Here is a 21,185-nt window from a genome sequence, read left to right as displayed (position 1 = left end):
GACCCGAGCACCCACGGCGCACACGCTTGAATCAGCAGGCAGGTACAGCGGGCGATGGCAGGGAGGGAGGCGGCGCCCCGCGTTCAATCGGTGCATGGCAGCCGGGTGGGGCTCCGGGTCAGGGCTCCACTCGTCGCCAGTCCGTCACAGGGCCGGGGTTTGCGTGGTCCGCAGGGGTGACCCAGAAGGCTTTGCCCAGCTCAGCGCTAAACTGGGCGCCTGTCCGGCCGTCGCCCGACGAGCGGCCCGTGAGCCGGCGTCCGATCCAGGGCAGCAGATGCTGCCGGGTGAAGCGGACGTCCGCGGTACGGCGGGTGAGCCAGCTCGGCGGCGCGGACGGGGGCAGTGCCGTGCGCCACTCGGCATCCTCGGCCTCGTACCCGAGCGTCTGCCACACGGCCTCCGCCACGCGGCGGTGTCCCTCTGCCGTCAGATGCAGCCGGTCGACGTCCCACATGCGGGGATCGGCGAGCGACGCCGCCCCGTACAGGTCGACCACGCGTGCGCCGTGCCGCTCCGCGAGTTCGTCGACGCAGGCGAACAGCTCCTCCATGCGCGGCCGGAAGCGTTCGAGGACCGGGCCCTGCCGGCCTGGGCTGCGCATCAGCACCAACTGCTTGCAGGAGGGAGCCAGCCGTTCCACCGCCTCGGTGAGCAGGCCCCGGACCCGCCCCATGTCGCACTTGGGCCGCAGCGTGTCGTTCAGGCCGCCGACCAGCGTGATCACATCGGGCCGCATCGCGGCGGCGACCGCCACCTGCTCGTCGACGATCTGCCCGATCAGCTTGCCGCGCACGGCGAGATTGGCATACCGGAAACCGGGCGATCGCGCCGCCATCCGGCCCGCGAGGACATCGGCCCAGCCGCGGTAGGAGCCGTCGGGCAACAGGTCCGACATGCCTTCGGTGAAGGAGTCGCCCACGGCGACCAGGCTGGTGTGTTCGGGGTTCGTCTGCATGGCGCCGTCGATGGTATCCCGCGGGCATACCCGCCGGTCGGTCACCCCGCGCCACCTTGAGACGGCTCCCGCCCGGAGCCGTGCCGACCGAGCGGCGGGGCCCCGTCAGCCGACCTGTCCCGGCTCGCGCCGCCGGCCGAACAGCTCCCGCAGTACGTCCTCCATCGTCACCAGCCCCGCCAGCCGGCCGTCCTCGCCGATGACCCCCGCCAGGTGTGTACGGCTGCGACGCATGGCGGTGAGCACGTCGTCGAGCGGTGTGTCCTCCCGCACCCGCGGGACGGCGCGGATGTCCCGCACCCGGAACGGTTCGTCCGGCGGAGACGCCTCCAGCGCGTCCTTGACGTGCAGATAGCCGATGATCCGCCGGTTGTCGTCCACGACGGGGAAGCGGGAGAATCTCGACTCGGCAGACAGCCGTTCCAGCTGATCCGGAGTGATGCCCACGCGCGTGTAGACCACGCGTTCCAGCGGGACGACCACGTCGCGGACGGGCCGGCGGCCCAGTTCCAGGGCGTCGTGCAGCCGCTCCTGGGCACGGTCGTCGATGAGCCCGGCCGCGGTGGAGGCCTTGACGAGCCGCGCCAGCTCGTCGTCCGAGAAGGTGGCGGTCACCTCGTCCTTGGTCTCCACGCGCAACAGCGTGAGCAGGGTGTTCGCGAAGGCGTTGACGATGAAGATCACCGGGCGCAGGGCCCGGGACAGTGCGACGAGCGGAGGGCCGAGCAGCAGCGCCAAGCGCACGGGCTCCGCGAGCGCGACGTTCTTCGGCACCATCTCGCCGAACAGCATGTGCAGATAGGTCGCCAGGGTCAGCGCGATCACGAACGACACCACGCGGCCCGCTCCCTGCGGAATGCCCACCGCATGGAACACGGGTTCCAGCAGATGTTCGATCGCGGGTTCGGCGACCACACCGAGGACCAGGGTGCACAGGGTGATGCCGAGTTGTGCCGCCGCCAGCAGCGTCGACACATGTTCCAGGCCCCACAGCACGCTGCGGGCACGCCGGTCGCCGGCCTCGACGTGGGGTTCGATCTGGCTGCGGCGGACAGAGATCAGAGCGAACTCGGCGCCCACGAAGAAGGCGTTCGCGACGAGCGTCAGCAGACCGATCAACAACTGGACGACGGTCACTGCTCCCCCTCCCGCTCGGCGCGCGGCGCGCGCATGAGCACGCGCGCGGCCCGACGCCCCGAGGCGTCCACCACGTCCAGGCGCCAGCCGGAGACCTCCACGTGGTCGTCCCTGACGGGTATACGGCCGAGTTCCGTGGCGACGAGCCCGGCAAGCGTCTCGTACGGCCCTTCGGGCACCCGTAGCCCGACGCGGGCGAGCTGGTCCATGCGGGCCGAGCCGTCGGCCAGGTAGAGCGTGCGACCGGTGCCGTCCCTGCCGGCCGGGGCCAGGTCGGGTGCCTCCAGGGGATCGTGTTCGTCGTGGACCTCGCCTACGACCTCCTCCACGATGTCCTCCAGTGTGACGACCCCGGCGGTGCCGCCGTACTCGTCGATGACGACGGCCATGGTGTTCTTGCCGGAGAGCCGGTCGAGCAGCCTGTCTACGGTGAGGGACTCCGGGACGAAGAGCGGTTCGCGCATGGCCCGCGCGACCGAGCAGTGCTGCCGATTCTCGGCGGGTACGGCCACCACGTCCCTGATGTGCGCGACGCCGACGACCGAGTCGAGGTTCCCGCGGTAGACGGGGAAGCGGGACAGGCCGGTCGCGCGGGTCGCGTTCGCCACGTCCTCGCACGTGGCCTGCGCCTCGAGGGCCATGACCTGGACGCGCGGCGTCATCACGTTCTCGGCGGTGAGGTCGGCGAGGTTGAGGGTGCGGACGAACAGCTCGGCGGTGTCCGCCTCCAGAGCGCCCTCCTTGGCGGAGTGCCGGGCGAGGGCCACCAGTTCCTGGGGGCCGCGCGCGGAGGCGAGCTCCTCGGCCGGTTCGAGGCCGAAGCGGCGTACGACATGGTTCGCCGTGTTGTTGAGGTGGGTGATGAAGGGGCGGAAGGCGGCGCTGAACCAGCGCTGGGGCGTGCCGACGCGCCGGGCCACGGCCAGTGGCGAGGAGATCGCCCAGTTCTTGGGCACCAGCTCGCCGACCACCATCAAGAACACGGTCGACAGACCCGTGCCGATGACCAGGGCGAAGGATGTCGCCGTGGAGCGCGAGAGCCCCAGCGAGCCGAGCGGACCCGCGATCAACTTGGCGATCGACGGCTCGGCGAGCATGCCGACCACCAGGTTGGTGACCGTGATCCCGAGCTGGGCGCCGGAAAGCTGGAAAGTCAGGTTCCGGACGGCCTTGAGGGCACCTGCTGCGCCGTGCTCGCCGCGCCGCGCCGCGTGCTCCAGGGCACTGCGCTCGACCGTGGTGAGCGAGAACTCCGCCGCGACGAACCCACCACAGGCGAGCGACAGCAGGATCGCCACCAGCAGGAGGAGCACTTCGGTCATCGGGTCACCTCCGTCCCAGGATCGGCCAGGGACGCGGGGACCGCGCGAGGTCGGGTACTGGAAGGCTCGCCCATCGGCGGACGCTCACACCTTTCCATGGTGGGACGAGTTGACCCGTCCAGGGGCGGGCTCGACGACTCCATGGTAAAGGATCGGCAAAGTCATTCAGGTCGTGAGGGGTTTCTTCCAGCGACGTCAGTGTTCGTCGGGCGTGTATCCCGCGGATCGCGATGCATGGTGGCGAGTCCACGGTCCCGGCGCTCGGCTCCGGATCGCGGCCCTGCCTCTGGCGGTCCGCCTGTTCTGATGGATTGACAGGTCCATGCCCCTTGTCTAGCTTCCTCTGGGGTCGCGGTGCCGCTCCGCCCCGCGCCCCCCAGGAGGATGCACATGGTCGCATCGTTCGTCACTCATCGCGCCCTCGACGGCGGGACGTACCGCCTGGAGGGCGACCTCGATCTGCGGGCGCCGTGCACCTCGGCCGTCGAGGTGGTCGTCGGTGCGCGCCTGGTCGAGTTCACCGCCGGGCCGGCCACATTGGGCGACGATGTCGCCTCTTCCCTGAGCCTCGGGGCGCCCGATTCCGAGCTCACCTTCCAGAAGGGCACGCTGCGTGTCTACGAGTCGATCGAGCGCGAGCCGCGCTCGGGGCTCGTGGAGCGGCCGCTGCTCGTCGTATGGCGGGGCGAGCGCCACGCACTCGTGACCCGCTTGTACGGCCTGAGCGTGACCGAAGTGCTCGGGCTGCTGCGGTCGGTGGGCATCGCCGAGAGCGAGTACGGGCTCACTCTCCAGCCCAGTAGGTCGGCCGGGAGCGCCTTCACGCGACCCGCGACGCTGATCAAAGAAGTGCCCGGCCTCGGCCTGCTCGAGCTGTCGCGGCGGACGAAGGAACACACCGCTCAGCTTCCGCCCTGGAAGGGGGTGGCGGTGGCGTCCGGCGAGCTGTTCCGCGACACGCTCTCCGACGGCAGCCCGTTCTTCGTGCTCTCCTCCACCGAGATCTGGGCCACGGTGGTGCCGCTGGCGTCGGCGTCCGTCGAGCGGGTGCCCGAGGCCGTCGGGCGGCTCAAGCTGCGGCTCACCGGGTGACCCGGCGATGATCGGCTTCTACGGCGGGCTCACCGCCGCGATCGTCGTCCTGAGCCTGCTCGTGGGTACGGGCTCCCACGCGGCCCGTCCCGCCGCCCTGGGCGAGGCACTGCGGGTGCACGGCGTGCTGGGACCGCGGTTGCGCCGGTTCGTGGCCGTCGTCCTGCCGGTCACCGAGGGCGCCCTGGGGGTGGCCGGCGCGGTCGCACTGACGACGGGTCACCAGCGGCTGCTCCAAGGCGTACTCGCCGCGGGGGCCGCTCTCCTCGGGCTCTATGCGCTCTACACGCGGCACGTCCTCGCCCTCGGTCGTCGGGGTCCGTGCGGCTGTTCACGCCGGGATCTGCCCCTCAGCCGCTGGGTGACCCGGCGGGCCGCGGCCCTGGCCGGACTCGCGGCGGTCGGCGCGGTCATCGCCGGGGCAGGACCGGTACGGCTGTCCACGGCGGAGCTGGTCACGCTGATGCTCGCCGCACCGTCCTGCACCGCGCTGCTGTGGTTCCTGCCCGCCGCCATGCACGAGCCGGCCCCGGCCACTGTTCAGCGACCGGCCCCGGCCCCGGTGATGACCGCGCCGACCGCCGCCCACGACCATCCGCCGACCAACGCCACCGTGCACCGGACCACAGAAGGAGTGTCGTCGCGATGGACTTCACCACCAGCGCCCTGATCGCCTCGTGGGCGGCGATCGCGCTGCTCGCGCTGGTCGTCTCGGGACTGGTCAGGCAGGTGCACCAGTTGTCGCGCACCCAGCCGCACCGCCCCGGGCGGGCAGGCATCGCTCCCGGCGCGCCGGCACCCGGGCTCGACACGGCCAGGCGGGACGACACGGCCCGGCTCGACCGCCTCCTGACGCCGGGCCGCCCCGCGCTGCTGCTGTTCCTCGACGCCGATTGCAGCACCTGCGTCCAGGTGCTCGCCGAAGCCGGAGCCTGGACGATCCGCCAGGGCCTGAGCCAGGACCAAGCCCTGGGCCAAGGTCGGGGCGACGCCGACCCCGTCGCCCCGCAGGTGCTCGCGCTCTACGCAGGCCCCGCGCCGGAGGCCGGCGAAGGCACCGTCCCGGTCCGCGGCGGCCAAGCGGACCTGTTCACGGCATACGACATCCCCGCCACCCCCTACGCGGTGGCTGTCGACGCGGAGGGCCGGATCGCCCGTTCGGAGCCGCTCGGTTCGCCCACCGCGCTGCTGCGGTTGCTCGACGACATCCATCCCGCAACGCCGAGGAGCCTGTCATGACGTCGCTGAACGACGTGCCCACACTTCGCCGGTCCGGGGGCGTCGGCCGCGGCTCGCGGATCAGGCGCGGGACCCTGCCGTCGTTCGCGCCCCGCAGGCGCACGGTGTTGCAGGCGGCGACCGCCGCGGGCTTCGCCGCGCTGGGGGTGTTCTCCGCCGCCCGGCAGGCGTACGCCGACGGCTACGACATCTGGACCGGCGCGTGCCCCAGTTACGCGGCGGACCACAACTGTTCCCCCGGCTGCGGGCCCAGCACCGTCTACGCCGACGCGTGCGTGACGTCAGGGACGAACACCGGCTTCCACCGGTCGGACGGTGTCACGTGGACCCTGCGGCCCAACCAGTGCTACGCCGGTACCTACGACGGCTGGCTGTGGCGCTACAGCGCGGCCTGCGGCACCTGCGGCTGCGGTATCGAGCGGCGCTGCCACGACGGCTACCGCAACACCGGCTCCGGCTGGGTGAAGTCCATCTGCCGCTGGACCACCGACTGTGACTGCCCCGGCGCCGTGACCTGGCCGACCATCGGCCGCGGCGCCACCGGGCCCGACGTCCACACCGTCCAGCACCTGCTCACCCACCACGGCCATCCGACGGCTGTCGACGGCATCTTCGGGCCCGACACCGAGGCGATGGTCGAGGAGTTCCAGTCGGCGAACGGACTGAGCCCCACGGGCAGCGTCGGTCCGGCCACCTGGCCGGTCCTGGTCGTCACCGTGCGCCAGGGTGACGTGAACAACGCCGTACGCGGTGCCCAGCGGCAGCTCAACAAGCACGGCTACGCGCTCACGGTCGACGGCAACTTCGGTCCGCTCACACGCCAGGCCGTGGTCTCGTTCCAGTCCCTGCACGGCCTGACCGCCGACGGCGTGGTCGGCCAGAACACCTGGCGCACGATGACCGGGACGGTCTAGATGAGCACTGCGGAGTCCCACCGCCCTGCGGAATCCGGCCGTCCTGTGCCCCGGCCGCCCGGCCGTGCCCGAGGCGTACGGACGCTGCTCACCGATCCCGTGCTCCCCGTGGCGGTCCTGGGGACGGCTGCGATCGCCACCGCTCTCTACGCCCCCATGCTGACCTGGGCGATCACCGGCGGCCTTGCCGGTTACTCGCTCTCGGGCTCCGTTTGAACGCGTAACAGCGCGTTCGCGCTGGCCTCGCCAGGTTGGCGGGCAACGTACAGACAGGCGCTGGTCCTTGGAGTGTTCACCATCGGTCTCCTGGTCGGCGGAGTACTGACGGCGGGGGTGCTGTGGCTGTTCTCCGGTCTGTTCACACCGCTCCCGGCCGGCGGGCGGCGAGGGCTGATCGTGGCCGTGGCACTGCTCGCCGCGTTGCGTGACGCGGGCAGGCTGACGCTGCGGCTGCCGCAGAACGCCCGGCAGATACCGCAGGAGGTGCTGCGCCGCCATCTGTCGTGGGGCGCCCTGCAGTTCGGCTTCGAGCTCGGTACGGGTGTGCGCACCTATGTCTCGGCGAGCGCTCCGTACGCGCTGGCGGTCGCGGTGCTGCTGTCCGGGGGCTCGTACGCGCCCGCTCTGGCCGCCGGACTCGGCTTCGGTGCGGGCCGGGCCCTCACCCCGGCCCTGCGCAGGCTCTCCGGCAACGGAGAGGGCTGGGACGACCTGCTCGCGCGGCGGCTCGGCGGCATGACCGTGGTGTGCTCCCTGCTGATCGCCGCTGTCGCCTGCGCGGTGCTCCGGTAGCGCCGTGGCCCGATGTCGTGCCACGGCGCCGAGGCCGTACGAAGCTGCCCCACTGTCGTGGTGGACGGGCGGTTGTGCGGTGGTGCGCCTTCGCCTGCGGCGCGCCGCTACCGCATGTCGGCTCGGGCGCCGCGGCGCTTCCCGGGCAGGCAACGCGAGGCGGGGCGGAACACCGATTCGCAACGGAAAGTACAACGACCGTTGCCTGCAGGCCGGTTGTGCCAGAGGTCTGGCCCTGTGGCGTGCGGTGACGTGGTGGACACGCCGCGTTTGCGCGGTCAAACTCTGCTCAGCCCCCTCGGGGGGAACCCAGGAATCGGTATGGAGGTACGCGATGTTACGACGTACGACCCAATTCGTTCTTTCTATTGTCATGCTCATGGCGGCAACGTTCGGTGGCATGCTCGCCACGGCCGGCCCGGCCCAGGCCGACGAGTGCTACACCTGGGGCCGCACCCTGTCCCAGGGCATGTCGGGCGCCGACGTGACCCAGCTGCAGATCCGGGTGGCCGGGCACGTCGACTTCGGCGAGATCCTCGCCGTCGACGGCAACTTCGGCCCGCGGACCAAGGCCGCGGTCACCAAGTTCCAGCAGGCGTACGGACTGGCGGCGGACGGCGTCGCGGGCCCCCAGACGTTCAGCAAGATCTACGCGCTGCAGGACCCGGACTGCACGCCCATCCACTTCACGTACGCCGAGCTCAACAAGTGCAACTCCACCTGGTCCGGCGGTGCGGTCAGCGCCGCGACGGCCAAGGCCAACGCCCTGCGCACGATGTGGAAGCTCGAGGCCATGCGGCACGCCCTGGGCGACACCCCGCTCGTCGTGACCAGCGGATTCCGCTCGTACTCCTGCAACAGCGCCGTGGGGGGCGCCTCGAACAGCCGGCATCTGTACGGTGACGCCGCCGATCTGGTAGGCAACCCGTCGCTCTGCACGCTGGCGCAGCGGGCCCGCTACCACGGCTTCGGCGGCATCTTCGGTCCCGGCTATCCCGACCACAACGACCACACCCACGTGGACGGACGCACCAGCCGCTCCTGGTCCGCGCCCAATTGCGGCGTCTGAGCGGCGAGTCCGGCCGCGTCCAGTCGCGCGTCTGAGCAGCTGGTCCGACCACGCCCAGTTGCGCGTGTGAGCAACGGGCCCTGAGCGCACCGCTCTTCGTCTCCCCCCGGGTCGGTTTCCGGCCCGGGGGCGTACCCCGCACTGCCCGAAAGGCAGGCGGCCGGCCAGGCGCCGGCCACCGGCACCGGTCGGCCCGGCGCGGGAGCACACCCGCCGCGCCGATCTCCCCCACTCATCTCCGCACCCGAGTAGGAGTGCCCTGATGTCGTCGTCCCGCATGCCCTGGCGCACCCGCGCCGCGACGGCCGTGCTGGCGGTGCTCGCCGGTATCGGCGCATCCGCCGTCCCCGGCCCCGCCCTGGCGGCTACCCCGCCCGAGAACAGCCGACAGACCGTCACCTACCACGGCTACCGCATCGACGTGCCCGCCGACTGGCAGGTGGTCGATCTGACCGAGAACCCGCGTGCCTGCATCCGTTTCGACAGACCCGCCGTCTACATAGGCGAGCCCGCCGACCAGAACGACTGCCCCGCCCGGGTCGTCGGACGTACGCCGGGCATCGTCGTCGAGCCCATCACCGCGCGCTCGGCAGGCCAGGCGACGGCGGCGACCGCGCGGACGCAGCCCGGCAAGGCCACAGCGCCGTCCGCTGCGTCCGACAACGACACCATCCAGATCGCGGTCGAGGACGCCGGCGTCCTCGTCACCGCCGCCCACACCCCGGCGACCGAGAGCCTGGTACGTGGCGTCCTCGGCTCGGCGAAGCTCACCGCGGGCGCCAAGCGCACCGAACTGCCCCGCGCAGCACAGCAGTCCGCGGTAGCGCCCCTGGTCGCGGCCGGGCCGCAGCCGGGCAGCTACCTCGGCAAGGGCTTCGACGCCTGCACCGCACCCTCGCAGGCCGCCATGAACGCCTGGCAGACGAGCTCGCCGTACAGTGCGGTCGGCGTCTATATCAGCGGCTCGTTCCGCGGCTGCGCCCAGCCGAACCTGACCGCGAGCTGGGTGACCAACCAGACCAACAACGGCTGGCGTCTGTTCCCCATCGACGTCGGCCGCCAGGCGCCGTGCACCAGCTACTCGCTGAAGATGTCCGCCGATCCGGCCACCGCCAAGTCCCAGGGTGTCACCGCCGCAGCCGGCGCCGTCACCGCTGCGTCGAACCTCGGTATCCCGGCGGGCAGCGCCATCTACAGCGACATCGAGGCGTACACCTCCACGGCCTCCTGCAAGGCGGCCGTGCTGTCGTACCTGTCCGGCTGGACCGAGCGGCTGCACAGCAGCGGTTATCTGTCGGGCTTCTACTCCAGCGCCGCCTCCGGCATCAAGGACGCCGCCAGCGAGTACAACAACAGCGCCTACACCCGCGTCGACCACCTCTTCTACGCGTGGTGGAACGGCGCAGCCGACACCAACACCGGTACCTACGTGCCGGCCACCTATTGGTCCAACCACCAGCGGATCCACCAGTACGTGGGCGAGGTCACCGAGTCCTACGGTGGCTACTCGATCAACATCGACCGCGACTACCTGGACGTGGGCACCGGCACCCCGCCCCCGCCCACCTGCACCGGGGTGAACCTCAACTTCACCTCGTACACCACCGTCCAGAACGGCTCGACCGGCGACCGGGTCAAGGCGGCCCAGTGCCTGCTGAAGGCCGCCGGCTACGACCCGGGAGCTCCGGACGGGATATTCGGCCCCGCCACGACCACCGCCGCCAAGAACTTCCAGACCAGCAGAGGGCTCACGGCCGACGGCGTGATCGGCCCGAAGACCTGGACCGCCCTGCTGTCCCGCGGATCCACCCCGACCATCCAGAACGGCTCCACGGGAGAAGCCGTCACCCGGCTGCAGCGCGCCCTGACCGCCGCACTCGGCCGGACGATCGCCATCGACGGCGACTTCGGACCGGGCACCGAACAGGGCGTACGCGACTACCAGTCCTCGCGCCGGCTGAGCGTCGACGGCATCGTCGGCCCCGCCACCTGGGGCGCACTCCAGTCAGGAAAGTGAGCAGACCTGTGAGCAGAGAGGTGTGCAGGAAAGTGAGGAAGCAATCGTGAGACAACTCGCACGGATCATCACGCTGTTCACTGCGGTGGCCGGTCTGCTCCTCGGACTGGGCGTCCCCGCGCAGGCCTTCGCCCAGGCCGCGTTCCCGCTGGCGAGCAACGGCAGCCGGGGCTCCGACGTCGTCGCGCTGCAGCACCTGCTCGCCACGCACGGCCGCACCGTGGCCGTGGACGGTGTCTTCGGCTCGGGTACGCGGAGCGCGGTGGTGGGCTTCCAGCAGTCCAAGGGCCTGACCGCGGACGGCATCGTCGGGCCCGCCACCTGGGGCGCGCTCGCCGTCACCGTGCGGCAGGGCGACAACGGGCCGGCGGTGAAGGCGGTCCAGTCGCTGCTCAACGCCAAGCGGGGGTCCGGCCTCGCGGTCGACGGGGACTTCGGGCCCGCCACCAACTCGGCCGTGCGCACCTTCCAGTCGCACGCCGGGATCGGTGTGGACGGCGTGGTCGGGCCGACCACGTGGAAGAACCTGCTGTGGCACTTCGAGAACATCAACTTCGGCGCCGGCACGATGTGCTCCCAGAGCCCCGACGGCAACGCCAACGCCCACTGGGCGACGGCCGGCGCGGTCGGTGAGCTGGAGGCGGCCGCGGCCGTCTTCGCCGGCACCGGGAACGGCCGGCTGCCGGTCGGTGACGCGGGCTTCGAGCACGGCGGCGACATCCCCGGCCATGCCAGCCACGAAGTCGGGATGGACATCGACGTGTGGCCGATCCGCACCGACTCCGCCCAGTGCACCGCCGGGCGCATCACCTGGCAGTCGTCGACGTACGACCGTGCGGCCACCCGCCGGCTCGTACAGGAGATCCGGGCGAAGGCCCCCGGCCATGTCGAGCTGATCTTCTTCAACGATCCGCAGCTGATCTCGGAGGGGCTGACCACGAGCTACCCGAACCACGACAACCACCTGCACATCCGCTACCGGTAGTGCGCCGGCCGCGGGCCCCGGGCGTCGCCCGCGGGTCCGCGGCCGACCGCGGCACTCAGCGGATCACCAGTGTCATACCGGGGACGGCGGGGACCAGTTCCCCGATGACCGGATGTCCGGGCACCTCCCCGGCGACGAGCAGCCCGCCGGAGGTCTGCGCGTCGGCGAGCACGAGCAGCTCGTCGTCGCTCGTCCGCCCCGCGTCCAGGTACGGGCGCACCCAGTCCAGATTGCGCCGCGTGCCGCCGCTGACGTATCCGGCCCGCAGGGACTCCCGGGCGCCGTCGAGCACGGGGACGGCAGCGGCGTCCACCACAGCGGTGACGGCGCTGGCGCGGGCCAGCTTGTGCAGATGGCCGAGCAGCCCGAATCCGGTCACATCGGTGGCGCACACGGCGCCGGCCTCCAGGGCCGCGGCACTGGCGCGGTCGTTGAGCGCGGCCATGCTCGCGACCGCGTGCGGGAAGACCTCGCCCGTCCGCTTGTGGCGGTTGTTGAGAATCCCGACGCCCAGGGACTTGGTCAGGGTGAGCGGCACGCCCGGCCGCCCGGCGTTGTTGCGCAGCATCCGGTCCGGGTCCACCAGGCCGGTCACAGCCATCCCGTAGAGGGGCTCCGGGCTGTCGATGCTGTGCCCGCCGCCGACGAAGCAGTCCGCCCTGCCCGCGACTTCGAGCGCTCCGGCCAGCACCTCCTGGGCCAGTTCGGCGGGCAGGACGTCTCGCGGCCAGCCCAGCAGATTGAGCGCGACGACGGGCCGGCCGCCCATCGCGTACACGTCGGAGAGCGCGTTCGCGGCGGCGATCCGGCCCCAGTCGCGAGCGTCGTCGACGACCGGTGAGAAGAAGTCGGCGGTCGACACCAGGGCGGAGCCGTCGGCGGTGCGCACGACCGCGGCGTCGTCGCCGTCGTCGAGTCCGACGAGCAGTCGGTCGCCGTCGACACGACCTCCGCTCGGCCCCCGCCCCGGCATCAGTCCCGCGACCATCGCCTCCAGCTCACCCGGAGGGATCTTGCAGGCGCAGCCGCCACCGTGTGCGTACTGGGTCAGCCGAAGAGGCGCGGCGGGTGCGACTGCGGGGCCGGCTGACGTCATACGGCGATGATTTCACCTCTTGCCGCAGCAGTGTGCGGGGATCACAATCTTGCCCCGGAGGCGTTGGGCGGGCTGGTGCCCCTCCCGATCTTCAAAATCGGTGTGGTCCGGGATCCGGGCCAGGCGGGTTCGATTCCCGTCCGCCTCCGCTGACTTCGATCGGGGTGGCGCGGGTGGCGGACGAGCGGCGGGAGCCGCCTGCGGATCCCCGGCGGCGAGTGCCGAGCACCACGCTGCTGCTCGGCGATCCCCGGCTGAGCGAGGCGTCCGCACGGCTGGGCAGGACCGTCGTCAAGGCCGCGGTCGCCACCGCCCAGCAGGCCGTACGCGAAGGGCGGATCGGGCCGGACGACGCCGTCGGTGCCGCGCTCGCCGCGCTCCCCGCACACGCGGCCGGTCTGCGCCCCGTGCACAACGCAACGGGTGTGGTGCTGCACACCAATCTGGGACGGGCTCCGCTGTCGCCGTCCGCGCTGGAGGCGATGGCGGCGGTCGGCGGGTACACGGACGTCGAGCTGGACCTGGCCACCGGCAGACGGGCGCCGCGCGGCCGCAGCGCCATGGCGGCCCTGCGGGAGGCCGTACCGGCCGCAGAGGCCGTGCACGTGGTCAACAACGGGGCCGCCGCCCTCGCCCTGGCCGTGGCCACACTGGCCGCGGGGTGCGAGGTCCTGCTCAGCCGGGGCGAGTTCGTGGAGATCGGCGACGGCTTCCGGATACCCGAGCTGCTGGCCTCCTGCGGCGCCCGGATACGCGAGGTCGGCACCACCAACCGGACCCGTCTGGACGACTACGCTGACGCCGCCGGCCCGGACACCGGCTTCATCCTCAAGATCCACCCGTCGAACTTCACGGTGAGCGGCTTCACCCAAGGTGTGGACGCCGGCGAACTGGCGGCGCTCGATCTGCCCGTGGTGGTCGACATCGGCTCCGGCCTCCTCCGGCCGGACCCGCTGCTGCCGGACGAGCCGGACGCGTCCACCATGCTGCGTGCCGGGGCCACGCTGGTCACCGCCAGCGGGGACAAGTTGCTCGGCGGCCCTCAGGCGGGACTGGTCCTCGGCCGCGCGGACGTGGTGGAGCGGATGCGCCGCCATCCGCTGGCCCGCGCGCTGCGCGTGGACAAGTTCACCCTGGCCGCACTGGAGGCGACACTGCGGGGTCCCGAGCCGCCCGTGCACGCCGCCCTGCACCTGCCGCTGCCGCAGCTGCGCACCCGCACGCTGCGCCTGGCCGGGTACCTTGCACGCCGGGGCCTGGACGCGCGCGTCGTGCCCTGTGAGGCGGTGGTCGGAGGCGGGGGCGCCCCCGGGACCGCTCTGCCGTCCTGTGCGGTGAGCCTGCCCGACGGCCTTGCGGCACCGCTGCGCACCGGTGAACCGGCCGTGCTGGGCCGGGTGGTGCGCGGCCGGCTGCTGCTGGATCTGCGGTGCGTGCCGGACGCCTGCGACGGCGATGTCCTCGCCGCGGTGCTGCGCGCGGCGGGCCGGTGAGCATGCGGGTCGTCGCGACGGCCGGGCATGTCGACCACGGCAAGAGCACGCTGATCCACGCGCTGACCGGCACCCACCCGGACCGGCTGGCGGAGGAGCGGCGCCGTGGTCTGACCATCGACCTGGGCTTCGCATGGACGGATCTGCCGTCGGGCGAGCGGCTCGCGTTCGTCGACGTCCCGGGACACGAGAGGTTCGTTCCCACCATGCTGGCCGGTGTGGGGCCCGTGCCCGCCGTACTCTTCGTCGTCGCGGCGGACGAGGGCTGGAAGCCCCAGTCCACCGAGCACCTCGCCGCCGTGGACGCCCTGGACGTACGGCAGGGGCTGCTTGCCATCACCCGCTCCGACCTGGCCGACCCGGGCCCGGCCACGGCGCAGGCACTGGACAGGATCAGTTCCAGCACGCTCGGCGCCGTCGAGGCCGTGGCCGTCAGCGCCCGTACCGGCGCGGGCCTCGCCGAGTTGCGCGCGGCCCTCGACCGGCTGGCCGGGCGGCTGCCGGACGGGGACGCCGACGCCCCGGTGCGGCTGTGGATCGACCGCGCCTTCACCGTGCGCGGCAGCGGGCTGGTCGTCACCGGCACGCTCGGTGCGGGCCGGATCCGCCGGGGCGACGTCCTGGTGACCGCCCGCTCCGCCCGTTCCGTGCGCGTCAGGGCGCTGCAGGCCCTCGGCGAGGAGACCGGCCTGGTGCGGGCGACGGCCCGGCTCGCCGTCAACCTCCGCGGTCTCGACAAGCAGTCGACGGGCCGCGGCGACGCACTGCTCACCCCCGGCAGCTTCGTCCCCTGTCTATGCTGCGACGTGCGCGTACACGACGGAACACCGGCCAGGGAACTGCCCCGCACCGCCGTCGCCCATATCGGCTCGGCCGCCGTGCCGGTACGCGTACGCCCGCTCGGTGGGGACATCGTCCGGCTGACCCTGTCGGCGCCGCTGCCGTTGCGCATCGGTGACCGTGCGGTGCTGCGCGATCCGGGTCTGCGGCGGGTGCTGGCCGGGCTGACGGTGCTCGACCCCCGGCCACCGGAACTGCGTCGCCGTGGCGCCGCGGCACGGCGCGCGGCCGAACTGGGCGATGCTCGCGGCACTCCGATCGAGGCGGACGAGCTGCGGCGCCGACTGCTGGTCACGCGCGAGGAGTTGACCGCGATGGGGGTGGCCGTCCGCACCGCGGCGGTCGCGGGCGACTGGCTCGCCGAGCCCGCCCACTGGACCTCCCTGCGCGCCAGGCTGGCCGAACTGGTCGCGGCATACCGGACCGAGCGGCCGGCCGAGCAGGGCGTACCGGTGGATATCGCTCGGCACCGCCTCGGACTGCCCTCCGCGCCCCTGGTGGAGGCACTGGTCACACCACCCCTGCGGCTGAGCCTCGGGCGCGTGACCGCCGGGCCCGATTCCCTGCCCGCCGCCGTTGCGGATGCGGTGGGCCGCCTCACCGCCGAGCTCGCGGGCCGGCCGTTCGCCGCGCCTCAGGCCCAGCGGCTGGCGGAACTCGGCCTCGGCCGCCGCGAGCTCGCCGCGGCGGTCCGCCACGGGGCCGTACTGCGGCTCGCGGAGCACGTGGTGCTGCTGCCGGACGCCCCCCGGCTGGCGGCCGACCGGCTGAGCGAACTCGACCAGCCGTTCACCGTGGGAACGGCGAGCCGCGCCCTGGAGACCAGCCGCCGCGTCACGGTTCCCCTGCTGGAGCACTGCGACGGTCAGGGCATCACGGAACTGCTTCCCGACAAGCGCCGCCGCTGCGCACCACGCGGTCGGCCGGCGCCCGCTCACCGCCCCACCCTGAACCCGGTGTTCCCGCTGGAGCTGTCCGGGGTGTTGCCGCAGCCCCGTCCCGCCGCCCACCCCGCGAGCTCCTCGCGCGCAGCTCTCAGCAGGTCGTCCGACGGCGGCGTCACCCCTGATGCGGTGAAGGGGCGGGGCCTCCCGCTCCGGCCGGGTGCGCAGGATGCTCGGTTCACGCAGAAGTCCAAGCTCGGGGGAGGCCCTCAGCTGCAAGCGACTTGAGTGCGTGCCGAGTACATCATTCGTGTGCGATAGCCGCCAGCACATTCATGCGCGACGCGCGCAAGGCGGGCAGCAGCGCCGCGACCACGCCCACGACCGCCGATCCCACGACCACGGCGATGATCGTGCCCCACGGGATCTCCAGCGCCTTCATCCCCTGCAGCGCGAGCACCTGCTGGGTGCACACGCCCCATACGAGTCCCAGTGCCAGCCCGAGCACGGCGCCGAACACGGCGATCACCACCGACTCCAGCCGGATCATCCGCCGCAGTTGCCGTCGGGCGAGCCCGATCGCACGCAGCAGACCGATCTCGCGGGTGCGTTCGACGACGGACAGGGCAAGGGTGTTGACGACCCCGAGTACCGCGATGACGATCGCCAGGCCGAGCAGCGCGTACACGAGATAGAGCAGCACCGCGATCTGGTCGTGCACCAGCTTCTTGTAGTCGGCCTGGTCGCGGACCTGGACCTGGGGGTACGGGTCGAGGGCCTTCTCCAGGCGCGAGCGCAACCCGTCCTTGGAGGTACCGGGGGCGGTATTCACATACAGGCCGGAGTCCTGCCCGTCCGGCACGTACTTCTGGAGCGTCGCCATCCCGAAGTACAGTCCGCCCTGCATGCCGAAGCCGCCCGATCCGCCCTGGTCGGTGAGCGCGCCGACGCTGAGATCGGCGTGGCGCCCGGCCGGGAACCGGACGGGGACCGTACTGCCGACGCGGACGTCGTGACTCGCTGCGAACTTCTTGTCCATCGCGATCGCGCCGTCCGCGAGGGCCGCGGTGGTGTCGCCCTGGGTGTACGTGATGTGGGCGACGTCGTCGAGCCGCGGATCGTAGCCGGCGGCCGTCGACTCGACGAGCTTGCCGTCCGGCAGCTGTACCGCGACAGGCGTGAACCGCTGGCGCACGACGAGCCCGACGCCTTCCGTGGCGCGGACCCGTTCGGTGATCTCTTGTGGGAAGGGCTGGAAGTTGCTGTTCTGCACCACGAAGTCGGCGCCCAGCGTCTTGTCGATCTGCTGGTCGAACGACGTGGACATGGACGCGCTCGCCACCGACATCCCGCCCACCAGTGCGAGCCCCACCATCAGTGCCGACGCGGTGGTGCCGGTGCGACGCGGGTTGCGCAGGGCGTTGCGCTGACTCATCCGTCCGATCGAGCCGAACAGGGCCGGGAAGGCGCCGCCCAGCACACGGATCACCGGTCGCACGAGCAGCGGTCCCGCGATGACGGTCGCGACGAGGGTGAGGACCACCCCGAGTCCCAGCAGTGAGGCCGCCGGCGCGGTTTTCGTCGCCCGGGCGCACCCCGCCAGCGCGGCCACGCCGAGCGCGCCGACGATCGCTCCGGCCACCGCGCGCAGCTTCAGAGGCCGCCCGACGCCGGCGACCTCCGCGTCGGTCAGGGCCGCCATGGGGGACACGCCGGCCGCGCGTCGCGCCGGGAGGTATGCGGCGACGAAGGTCACCCCGACCCCGACCACATAGGCGGCGACCGGGGTCGCCCAGCCGATCACCATCTCGGTGGACTTGAGGTTCATGCCGAAGGCGCTCATCAGCCGGATGAGTGCGGCCGCGAGCCCGATGCCCGCGGCCAGCCCCAGCGTCGAGCCGACCACGCCGAGCAGCATCGCCTCCGTCAGCACGGACCGGCGCACCTGCCGCCGGTCGGCGCCCAGGGCGCGCAGCAAGCCCAGTTCGCGGGTGCGTTGGGCGATGAGCATGGAGAACGTGTTGACGATGAGGAACACGCCCACGAGTACGGCGACGCCCGCGAACCCCAGCATCACGTACTTGATCACGTCCAGGAACGCACCGAGTCGGTCGGTGTCGGACTTGGCCTGTTCGCTCGCGGTCTTCAGATCGTAGGCCGAGGAACCGAGCTCCGTCGCGATCCGCTGCTTGAGCTGGGCGTCGCTGACACCCGGGGCTGTGTCGACCGCGATGCTCGTGGCCGCGTCGGGGCTGCCGAGCAGTTCGGCCTGGGCGGTCGGGGTGTCCAGGAAGACCAGGGCGGCGCCCGGGTTGGTGGTCGTGAAGGTGGCGATCCCGACGACCCGTACCGTGAACGAACCGGGCCGGGCCAGCACGGTGAGTGTGTCGCCGATCGCCACGTGCTTGTGCCGGGCGGTGTCGGCGTCCAGGAGCGCCTCGCCGGGGCCCTGTGGCGCATGTCCGGAGGTGAGTTCGACCGGGCTGCGCTCGGTGACGTACCAGTTCTTGGCGATGGTGGGGGCGCCGGTGGTCGGTCCCACCGGGTCGTTCCTGCTGTCGACGACCGTGAGGTCGGTGACGGCGGCGTCCACATGGGTGGCGGCGACGCCGTCGACCTTGGCGATCCGGGCGGCCAGCGAGGCGGGCAGCGTCGCGGTCACCCCGGACGGGATCTGCGAGGTCAGATCCTCCTTGGGACTCACGGTCACATCAGCCGCCGTGGAGGCGAACAACCGGTCGAAAGTCCGGGTGACCGTGTCAGAGAAGATCAGACTGCCCGCGACGAACGCCACGGACAGGACGATGGCCAGCGCCGAGAGTGCGAGCCGCCCCTTGTGCGCGAGGAAGCTGCGCAGAGTCGCCTTGAGCACGGTGGCATCAGCCCTCGCGGCCGGATGTGTCGCCCGAGATCGCCCGGATCGTGTCGAAACGCTTCATGCGCTCGAGCACGGCTTCCGCCGTGGGCTGCTCCATCCGGTCCACGATCCGCCCGTCCGCGAGGAAGAGCACGAGGTCGGAGTGGGCGGCCGCGCCGGGGTCGTGTGTGACCATGACGACAGTCTGCCCCAGCCCGTCCACCGCCTCACGGAGACAGCCGAGCACCTCCAGTCCCGCCCGGGAGTCCAGGTTGCCCGTCGGCTCGTCCGCGAAGATCAGCTCGGGGCGCGAGGCGAGCGCCCTGGCGCAGGCGACGCGCTGCTGCTGCCCGCCGGACAGCTGCGCCGGGCGGTGCTTCAACCGGTCCCGCAGCCCCAGTGTGTCGATCACCTGGTCGACCCACTTCGGGTCGGGCTTCTGGCCTGCGATGTCCATGGGGAGCGTGATGTTCTCGGCCGCGTTCAGTGTCGGGATCAGATTGAACGACTGGAACATGAAGCCGATCCGGTCCCGGCGCAATCGCGTCAGCTCGCGGTCCTTCAGCCCGGTGATCTCGGTGTTGCCCAGCCACACCTGGCCGGCCGACACGGTGTCGAGTCCCGCCAGGCAGTGCATCAGCGTGGACTTCCCCGATCCCGAGGGCCCCATGACGGCGGTGAAGCGGCCGCGTGCGATGTCCACGTCGACCGCGTCGAGGGCGAGCACCGTCGTCTCGCCCGAGCCGTACGCCTTCGTCAGGCCCCGGGCGCGGGCAGCGGTGTCGTCCGCCTCCGACCGACCCCGGGCGTGCTCGGCAGCAGCAGTGGACAAGACCGCCTCCTCGTTCGTGGACGTCCCCACTTTCCGGTCACCCTGTCTGCAGAGCGTAGTGTGACGCACCGCACAGCCGGTATCCCCCCGAAGTTCGAGCGCCTCTCCACCGAAGGTCGTGCCCCTGAGGCCGGTGTAAGGGACACCTTCCACCCTGCGGTGGAATCCCGCCGTGCCCTTGCCGGTGCTAGCGCCGTCGCGCTAGCGTCGAGGTATGGCGAAGACCCAGCTGAACGTGCGGGTGGACGAGGACACCGCCCGAGCCGCCCGCGAGCGCGCACTGGAGCGTGGCATGAGCGTCAACCGGTACATAGAAGAGCTGGTCCGGCAGGACACCGGAGAGGCCGGCCACACCTTCGTCGAGGCCGCCGCCGACTTCATGAAGCAGTACGAGTCCGTCTTCGTGGAGGAGTTCGGCGCCGCCCGCGAGGGCCGGGGCGAGGACTCGGCCGGGCACCGGAGCGAAGGTCGTCACTGAACCGTTGAGCAACCTCGCCGTCGACCTCGCCTGGCTGCTGATGGTCGCAGAACAGAAGACACCGGGCGACCCGCAGGTCACCGACTGGGGTGCGCTCGTCGCCGCGGTCAGCCGGCACGAGGCGGAGATATTCGGTGTCCCCGTCTACGACAGTCCGTACGCCCGTGCCGCCGCCCTGCTCCAACTGCTGCTGCACGTCCCGGCGCTGGAGCGCTCGAACGCGCTGTTCGCCTCCGCGGTCGCCTACGGCTATCTGGTCGCCAGCGGCGTCAAGGTCGTCACATCGGCGGAACAGGTGCGCGACCTCGCCCGGTTGGTGAAGAGCGGAGAGGCGTCGGTGCACGACATCGCGCAGGAACTGCGGCACTGGAGTCTGTGACTACTCCTCGGAGCCGGGCCGCCGGGCCGTGCCCAGGACACAGTACGAGGAAGGCAGTCGGGGCCCCTTGGGCGGAACCAGTACCTGGCGGCAGGGGCCCGGTTCGAAGCCTGCCGACCTGATCGCGGCGAGCGGGTCGCGGCCGACGTGGCAGTTGCCGAAGAGCCGCGGCCACACGGTGCGGTCCAGCGTCCACTGGGTCACCGCCATTGCCCGCCCGCCGCCCCGGCCGTGCTCGAAGAACCGCAGCTCCCCACCCGGACGCAGCACACGCCGAATCTCCGTCAGGGCGCGCGTGACATCCCGCACGCTGCACAGCACCAGCGAGACGACCGCCGCGTCGAAGGCCTCGCTCTTCACCGGCAGCGCCTCCGCCGCGCCCGGTACCACGTCCACCGGCACGTCGGCGCGCAGGGCCGCGGTCGCCGCCAACTGCCGCAGCGCACGCTCCGGTTCGATGGCGACCACCTCGGCCACCGTGTCCGGGTAGTGGGCGAAGTTCAGACCATTACCCGCGCCGATCTCGATCACACGTCCCGACAGACCTGCGAGGAGCTCGTCCCGGTGCGGGCCGACGGTCCGTTCGGCGGCCACGCTGAACCGGGCGTAGAAGCGGGCGAAAAGGGGGTGGTGGACGATGTCCTGGGCTGCGCGAGGCGACATGACGGGCCTCCCGGTGGGCGGGCGATACCGGAATTCTCCCCAGGACACGCCCGGCGCACGCACGCCCGGCCGCCCGGTGAACACCGTCCGGTGAACGCCGCGTACGCCGGCCCGGTGCCACGAGGTGATCGCCGACCG

At 71.9% G+C, this 21,185-nt stretch carries 20 protein-coding genes and 1 tRNA gene; 14 read left to right on the top strand and 7 right to left on the bottom strand.

Annotated elements, in window-relative coordinates:
* Positions 1–118: 118 nt before the first annotated feature.
* The 3 genes from VXC91_RS21745 to VXC91_RS21735 all read right to left on the bottom strand — a co-directional run bounded on the left by VXC91_RS21745 (position 119) and on the right by VXC91_RS21735 (position 3,417).
* The gene (locus VXC91_RS21745; RefSeq protein WP_329508972.1) at positions 119–958 is read right to left on the bottom strand and encodes an SGNH/GDSL hydrolase family protein; all 840 of its coding nucleotides are present in this window, start codon (positions 956–958) and stop codon (positions 119–121) included.
* A 105-nt stretch (positions 959–1,063) separates the two neighbouring features.
* Positions 1,064–2,095 carry a hemolysin family protein gene (locus VXC91_RS21740; RefSeq protein ID WP_329508971.1) on the bottom strand — a complete coding sequence of 344 codons (1,032 nt, stop codon included), beginning with the start codon at positions 2,093–2,095 and terminating at the stop codon, positions 1,064–1,066.
* A complete protein-coding gene (locus VXC91_RS21735) occupies positions 2,092–3,417 on the bottom strand; it encodes a hemolysin family protein (protein ID WP_329508970.1) in 1,326 nt (441 codons plus the stop codon). Before VXC91_RS21735 ends, VXC91_RS21740 begins: the two co-directional genes overlap by 4 nt.
* A 390-nt stretch (positions 3,418–3,807) precedes the next feature.
* Between VXC91_RS21735 and VXC91_RS21730 the strand changes: the two genes are divergently transcribed.
* From VXC91_RS21730 to VXC91_RS21690, 9 genes are all read left to right on the top strand, one after another.
* A complete protein-coding gene (locus VXC91_RS21730) occupies positions 3,808–4,509 on the top strand; it encodes a hypothetical protein (RefSeq protein WP_329508969.1) in 702 nt (233 codons plus the stop codon).
* 7 nt (positions 4,510–4,516) lie between these two features.
* Positions 4,517–5,179 carry a MauE/DoxX family redox-associated membrane protein gene (locus VXC91_RS21725; protein WP_329508968.1) on the top strand — a complete coding sequence of 221 codons (663 nt, stop codon included), beginning with the start codon at positions 4,517–4,519 and terminating at the stop codon, positions 5,177–5,179.
* A complete protein-coding gene (locus tag VXC91_RS21720; protein ID WP_329508967.1) occupies positions 5,155–5,748 on the top strand; it encodes a thioredoxin domain-containing protein in 594 nt (197 codons plus the stop codon). Before VXC91_RS21725 ends, VXC91_RS21720 begins: the two co-directional genes overlap by 25 nt.
* The gene (locus VXC91_RS21715; RefSeq protein WP_329508966.1) at positions 5,745–6,662 is read left to right on the top strand and encodes a peptidoglycan-binding domain-containing protein; all 918 of its coding nucleotides are present in this window, start codon (positions 5,745–5,747) and stop codon (positions 6,660–6,662) included. The genes VXC91_RS21720 and VXC91_RS21715 overlap by 4 nt, the downstream gene beginning before the upstream one ends.
* On the top strand, positions 6,663–6,878 hold the full coding sequence (locus VXC91_RS21710; RefSeq protein ID WP_329508965.1) for a hypothetical protein: 216 nt from the start codon (positions 6,663–6,665) through the stop codon (positions 6,876–6,878). It begins immediately after the preceding gene.
* A gap of 72 nt (positions 6,879–6,950) precedes the next feature.
* On the top strand, positions 6,951–7,454 hold the full coding sequence (locus VXC91_RS21705; protein ID WP_329508964.1) for a hypothetical protein: 504 nt from the start codon (positions 6,951–6,953) through the stop codon (positions 7,452–7,454).
* A 334-nt stretch (positions 7,455–7,788) separates the two neighbouring features.
* Positions 7,789–8,523, top strand: a complete 735-nt coding sequence (locus VXC91_RS21700) for a D-Ala-D-Ala carboxypeptidase family metallohydrolase (protein WP_329508963.1) — start codon at positions 7,789–7,791, stop codon at positions 8,521–8,523.
* Positions 8,524–8,785: 262 nt separating this feature from the next.
* Entirely contained in the window at positions 8,786–10,540 is a 1,755-nt protein-coding gene (locus VXC91_RS21695; RefSeq protein ID WP_329508962.1) for a glycoside hydrolase domain-containing protein, read from the top strand.
* 46 nt (positions 10,541–10,586) lie between these two features.
* Positions 10,587–11,525 carry a penicillin-insensitive murein endopeptidase gene (locus VXC91_RS21690; RefSeq protein ID WP_329508961.1) on the top strand — a complete coding sequence of 313 codons (939 nt, stop codon included), beginning with the start codon at positions 10,587–10,589 and terminating at the stop codon, positions 11,523–11,525.
* Between the two features lie 55 nt (positions 11,526–11,580).
* Here the strand turns inward: VXC91_RS21690 and selD are convergent, their stop codons facing one another.
* Entirely contained in the window at positions 11,581–12,621 is a 1,041-nt protein-coding gene (selD, locus tag VXC91_RS21685; protein WP_329508960.1) for a selenide, water dikinase SelD, read from the bottom strand.
* A gap of 56 nt (positions 12,622–12,677) precedes the next feature.
* On the opposite strand from selD, the gene VXC91_RS21680 reads away from it, so the two are divergent.
* The 3 genes from VXC91_RS21680 to selB all read left to right on the top strand — a co-directional run bounded on the left by VXC91_RS21680 (position 12,678) and on the right by selB (position 16,126).
* Positions 12,678–12,771 (top strand) — tRNA-Sec (locus VXC91_RS21680).
* A 23-nt stretch (positions 12,772–12,794) separates the two neighbouring features.
* Positions 12,795–14,114, top strand: a complete 1,320-nt coding sequence (selA, locus tag VXC91_RS21675; RefSeq protein WP_345125737.1) for an L-seryl-tRNA(Sec) selenium transferase — start codon at positions 12,795–12,797, stop codon at positions 14,112–14,114.
* 2 nt (positions 14,115–14,116) lie between these two features.
* Positions 14,117–16,126 (top strand): selenocysteine-specific translation elongation factor, encoded by a 2,010-nt coding sequence (gene selB, locus VXC91_RS21670; RefSeq protein ID WP_329508974.1) that lies wholly within the window; start codon positions 14,117–14,119, stop codon positions 16,124–16,126.
* Positions 16,127–16,142: 16 nt separating this feature from the next.
* On the opposite strand, the gene VXC91_RS21665 is transcribed toward selB, so the two are convergent.
* Together VXC91_RS21665 and VXC91_RS21660 are read right to left on the bottom strand one after the other, a co-directional pair.
* Positions 16,143–18,710, bottom strand: coding sequence for an ABC transporter permease (locus tag VXC91_RS21665; RefSeq protein ID WP_329508958.1), 2,568 nt, complete (start codon positions 18,708–18,710; stop codon positions 16,143–16,145).
* Positions 18,711–18,717: 7 nt separating this feature from the next.
* Complete coding sequence (locus VXC91_RS21660) at positions 18,718–19,527, bottom strand: ABC transporter ATP-binding protein (RefSeq protein ID WP_329508957.1); 810 nt, start codon at positions 19,525–19,527, stop codon at positions 18,718–18,720.
* Between the two features lie 214 nt (positions 19,528–19,741).
* On the opposite strand from VXC91_RS21660, the gene VXC91_RS21655 reads away from it, so the two are divergent.
* Both VXC91_RS21655 and VXC91_RS21650 read left to right on the top strand, forming a co-directional pair.
* The gene (locus VXC91_RS21655; RefSeq protein WP_329508956.1) at positions 19,742–20,005 is read left to right on the top strand and encodes an antitoxin; all 264 of its coding nucleotides are present in this window, start codon (positions 19,742–19,744) and stop codon (positions 20,003–20,005) included.
* 4 nt (positions 20,006–20,009) lie between these two features.
* Positions 20,010–20,384, top strand: a complete 375-nt coding sequence (locus VXC91_RS21650) for a fic family toxin-antitoxin system, toxin component (RefSeq protein WP_329508955.1) — start codon at positions 20,010–20,012, stop codon at positions 20,382–20,384.
* On the opposite strand, the gene VXC91_RS21645 is transcribed toward VXC91_RS21650, so the two are convergent.
* A complete protein-coding gene (locus VXC91_RS21645) occupies positions 20,385–21,047 on the bottom strand; it encodes a class I SAM-dependent methyltransferase (RefSeq protein ID WP_408057438.1) in 663 nt (220 codons plus the stop codon).
* Between the last annotated feature and the right edge of the window lie 138 nt (positions 21,048–21,185).

Origin of the sequence: Streptomyces chiangmaiensis (assembly GCF_036281785.1) — a bacterium.
Classification (GTDB): domain Bacteria; phylum Actinomycetota; class Actinomycetes; order Streptomycetales; family Streptomycetaceae; genus Streptomyces; species Streptomyces chiangmaiensis.
This window is presented reverse-complemented; position numbering and strand designations above follow the sequence as displayed.

What these genes read in the sequence shown, in the direction of transcription:
- VXC91_RS21735 (WP_329508970.1), bottom strand. Translation starts at nt 3,417, where the DNA reads ATGACCGAAGTGCTCCTCCTGCTGGTGGCGATCCTGCTGTCGCTCGCC.
- VXC91_RS21700 (WP_329508963.1), top strand. Translation starts at nt 7,789, where the DNA reads ATGTTACGACGTACGACCCAATTCGTTCTTTCTATTGTCATGCTCATG.
- selD (WP_329508960.1), bottom strand. Translation starts at nt 12,621, where the DNA reads ATGACGTCAGCCGGCCCCGCAGTCGCACCCGCCGCGCCTCTTCGGCTG.
- VXC91_RS21725 (WP_329508968.1), top strand. Translation starts at nt 4,517, where the DNA reads ATGATCGGCTTCTACGGCGGGCTCACCGCCGCGATCGTCGTCCTGAGC.
- VXC91_RS21745 (WP_329508972.1), bottom strand. Translation starts at nt 958, where the DNA reads ATGCAGACGAACCCCGAACACACCAGCCTGGTCGCCGTGGGCGACTCC.
- VXC91_RS21645 (WP_408057438.1), bottom strand. Translation starts at nt 21,047, where the DNA reads ATGTCGCCTCGCGCAGCCCAGGACATCGTCCACCACCCCCTTTTCGCC.
- VXC91_RS21710 (WP_329508965.1), top strand. Translation starts at nt 6,663, where the DNA reads ATGAGCACTGCGGAGTCCCACCGCCCTGCGGAATCCGGCCGTCCTGTG.
- VXC91_RS21730 (WP_329508969.1), top strand. Translation starts at nt 3,808, where the DNA reads ATGGTCGCATCGTTCGTCACTCATCGCGCCCTCGACGGCGGGACGTAC.
- VXC91_RS21695 (WP_329508962.1), top strand. Translation starts at nt 8,786, where the DNA reads ATGTCGTCGTCCCGCATGCCCTGGCGCACCCGCGCCGCGACGGCCGTG.
- selB (WP_329508974.1), top strand. Translation starts at nt 14,117, where the DNA reads ATGCGGGTCGTCGCGACGGCCGGGCATGTCGACCACGGCAAGAGCACG.
- VXC91_RS21720 (WP_329508967.1), top strand. Translation starts at nt 5,155, where the DNA reads ATGGACTTCACCACCAGCGCCCTGATCGCCTCGTGGGCGGCGATCGCG.
- VXC91_RS21655 (WP_329508956.1), top strand. Translation starts at nt 19,742, where the DNA reads ATGGCGAAGACCCAGCTGAACGTGCGGGTGGACGAGGACACCGCCCGA.
- VXC91_RS21715 (WP_329508966.1), top strand. Translation starts at nt 5,745, where the DNA reads ATGACGTCGCTGAACGACGTGCCCACACTTCGCCGGTCCGGGGGCGTC.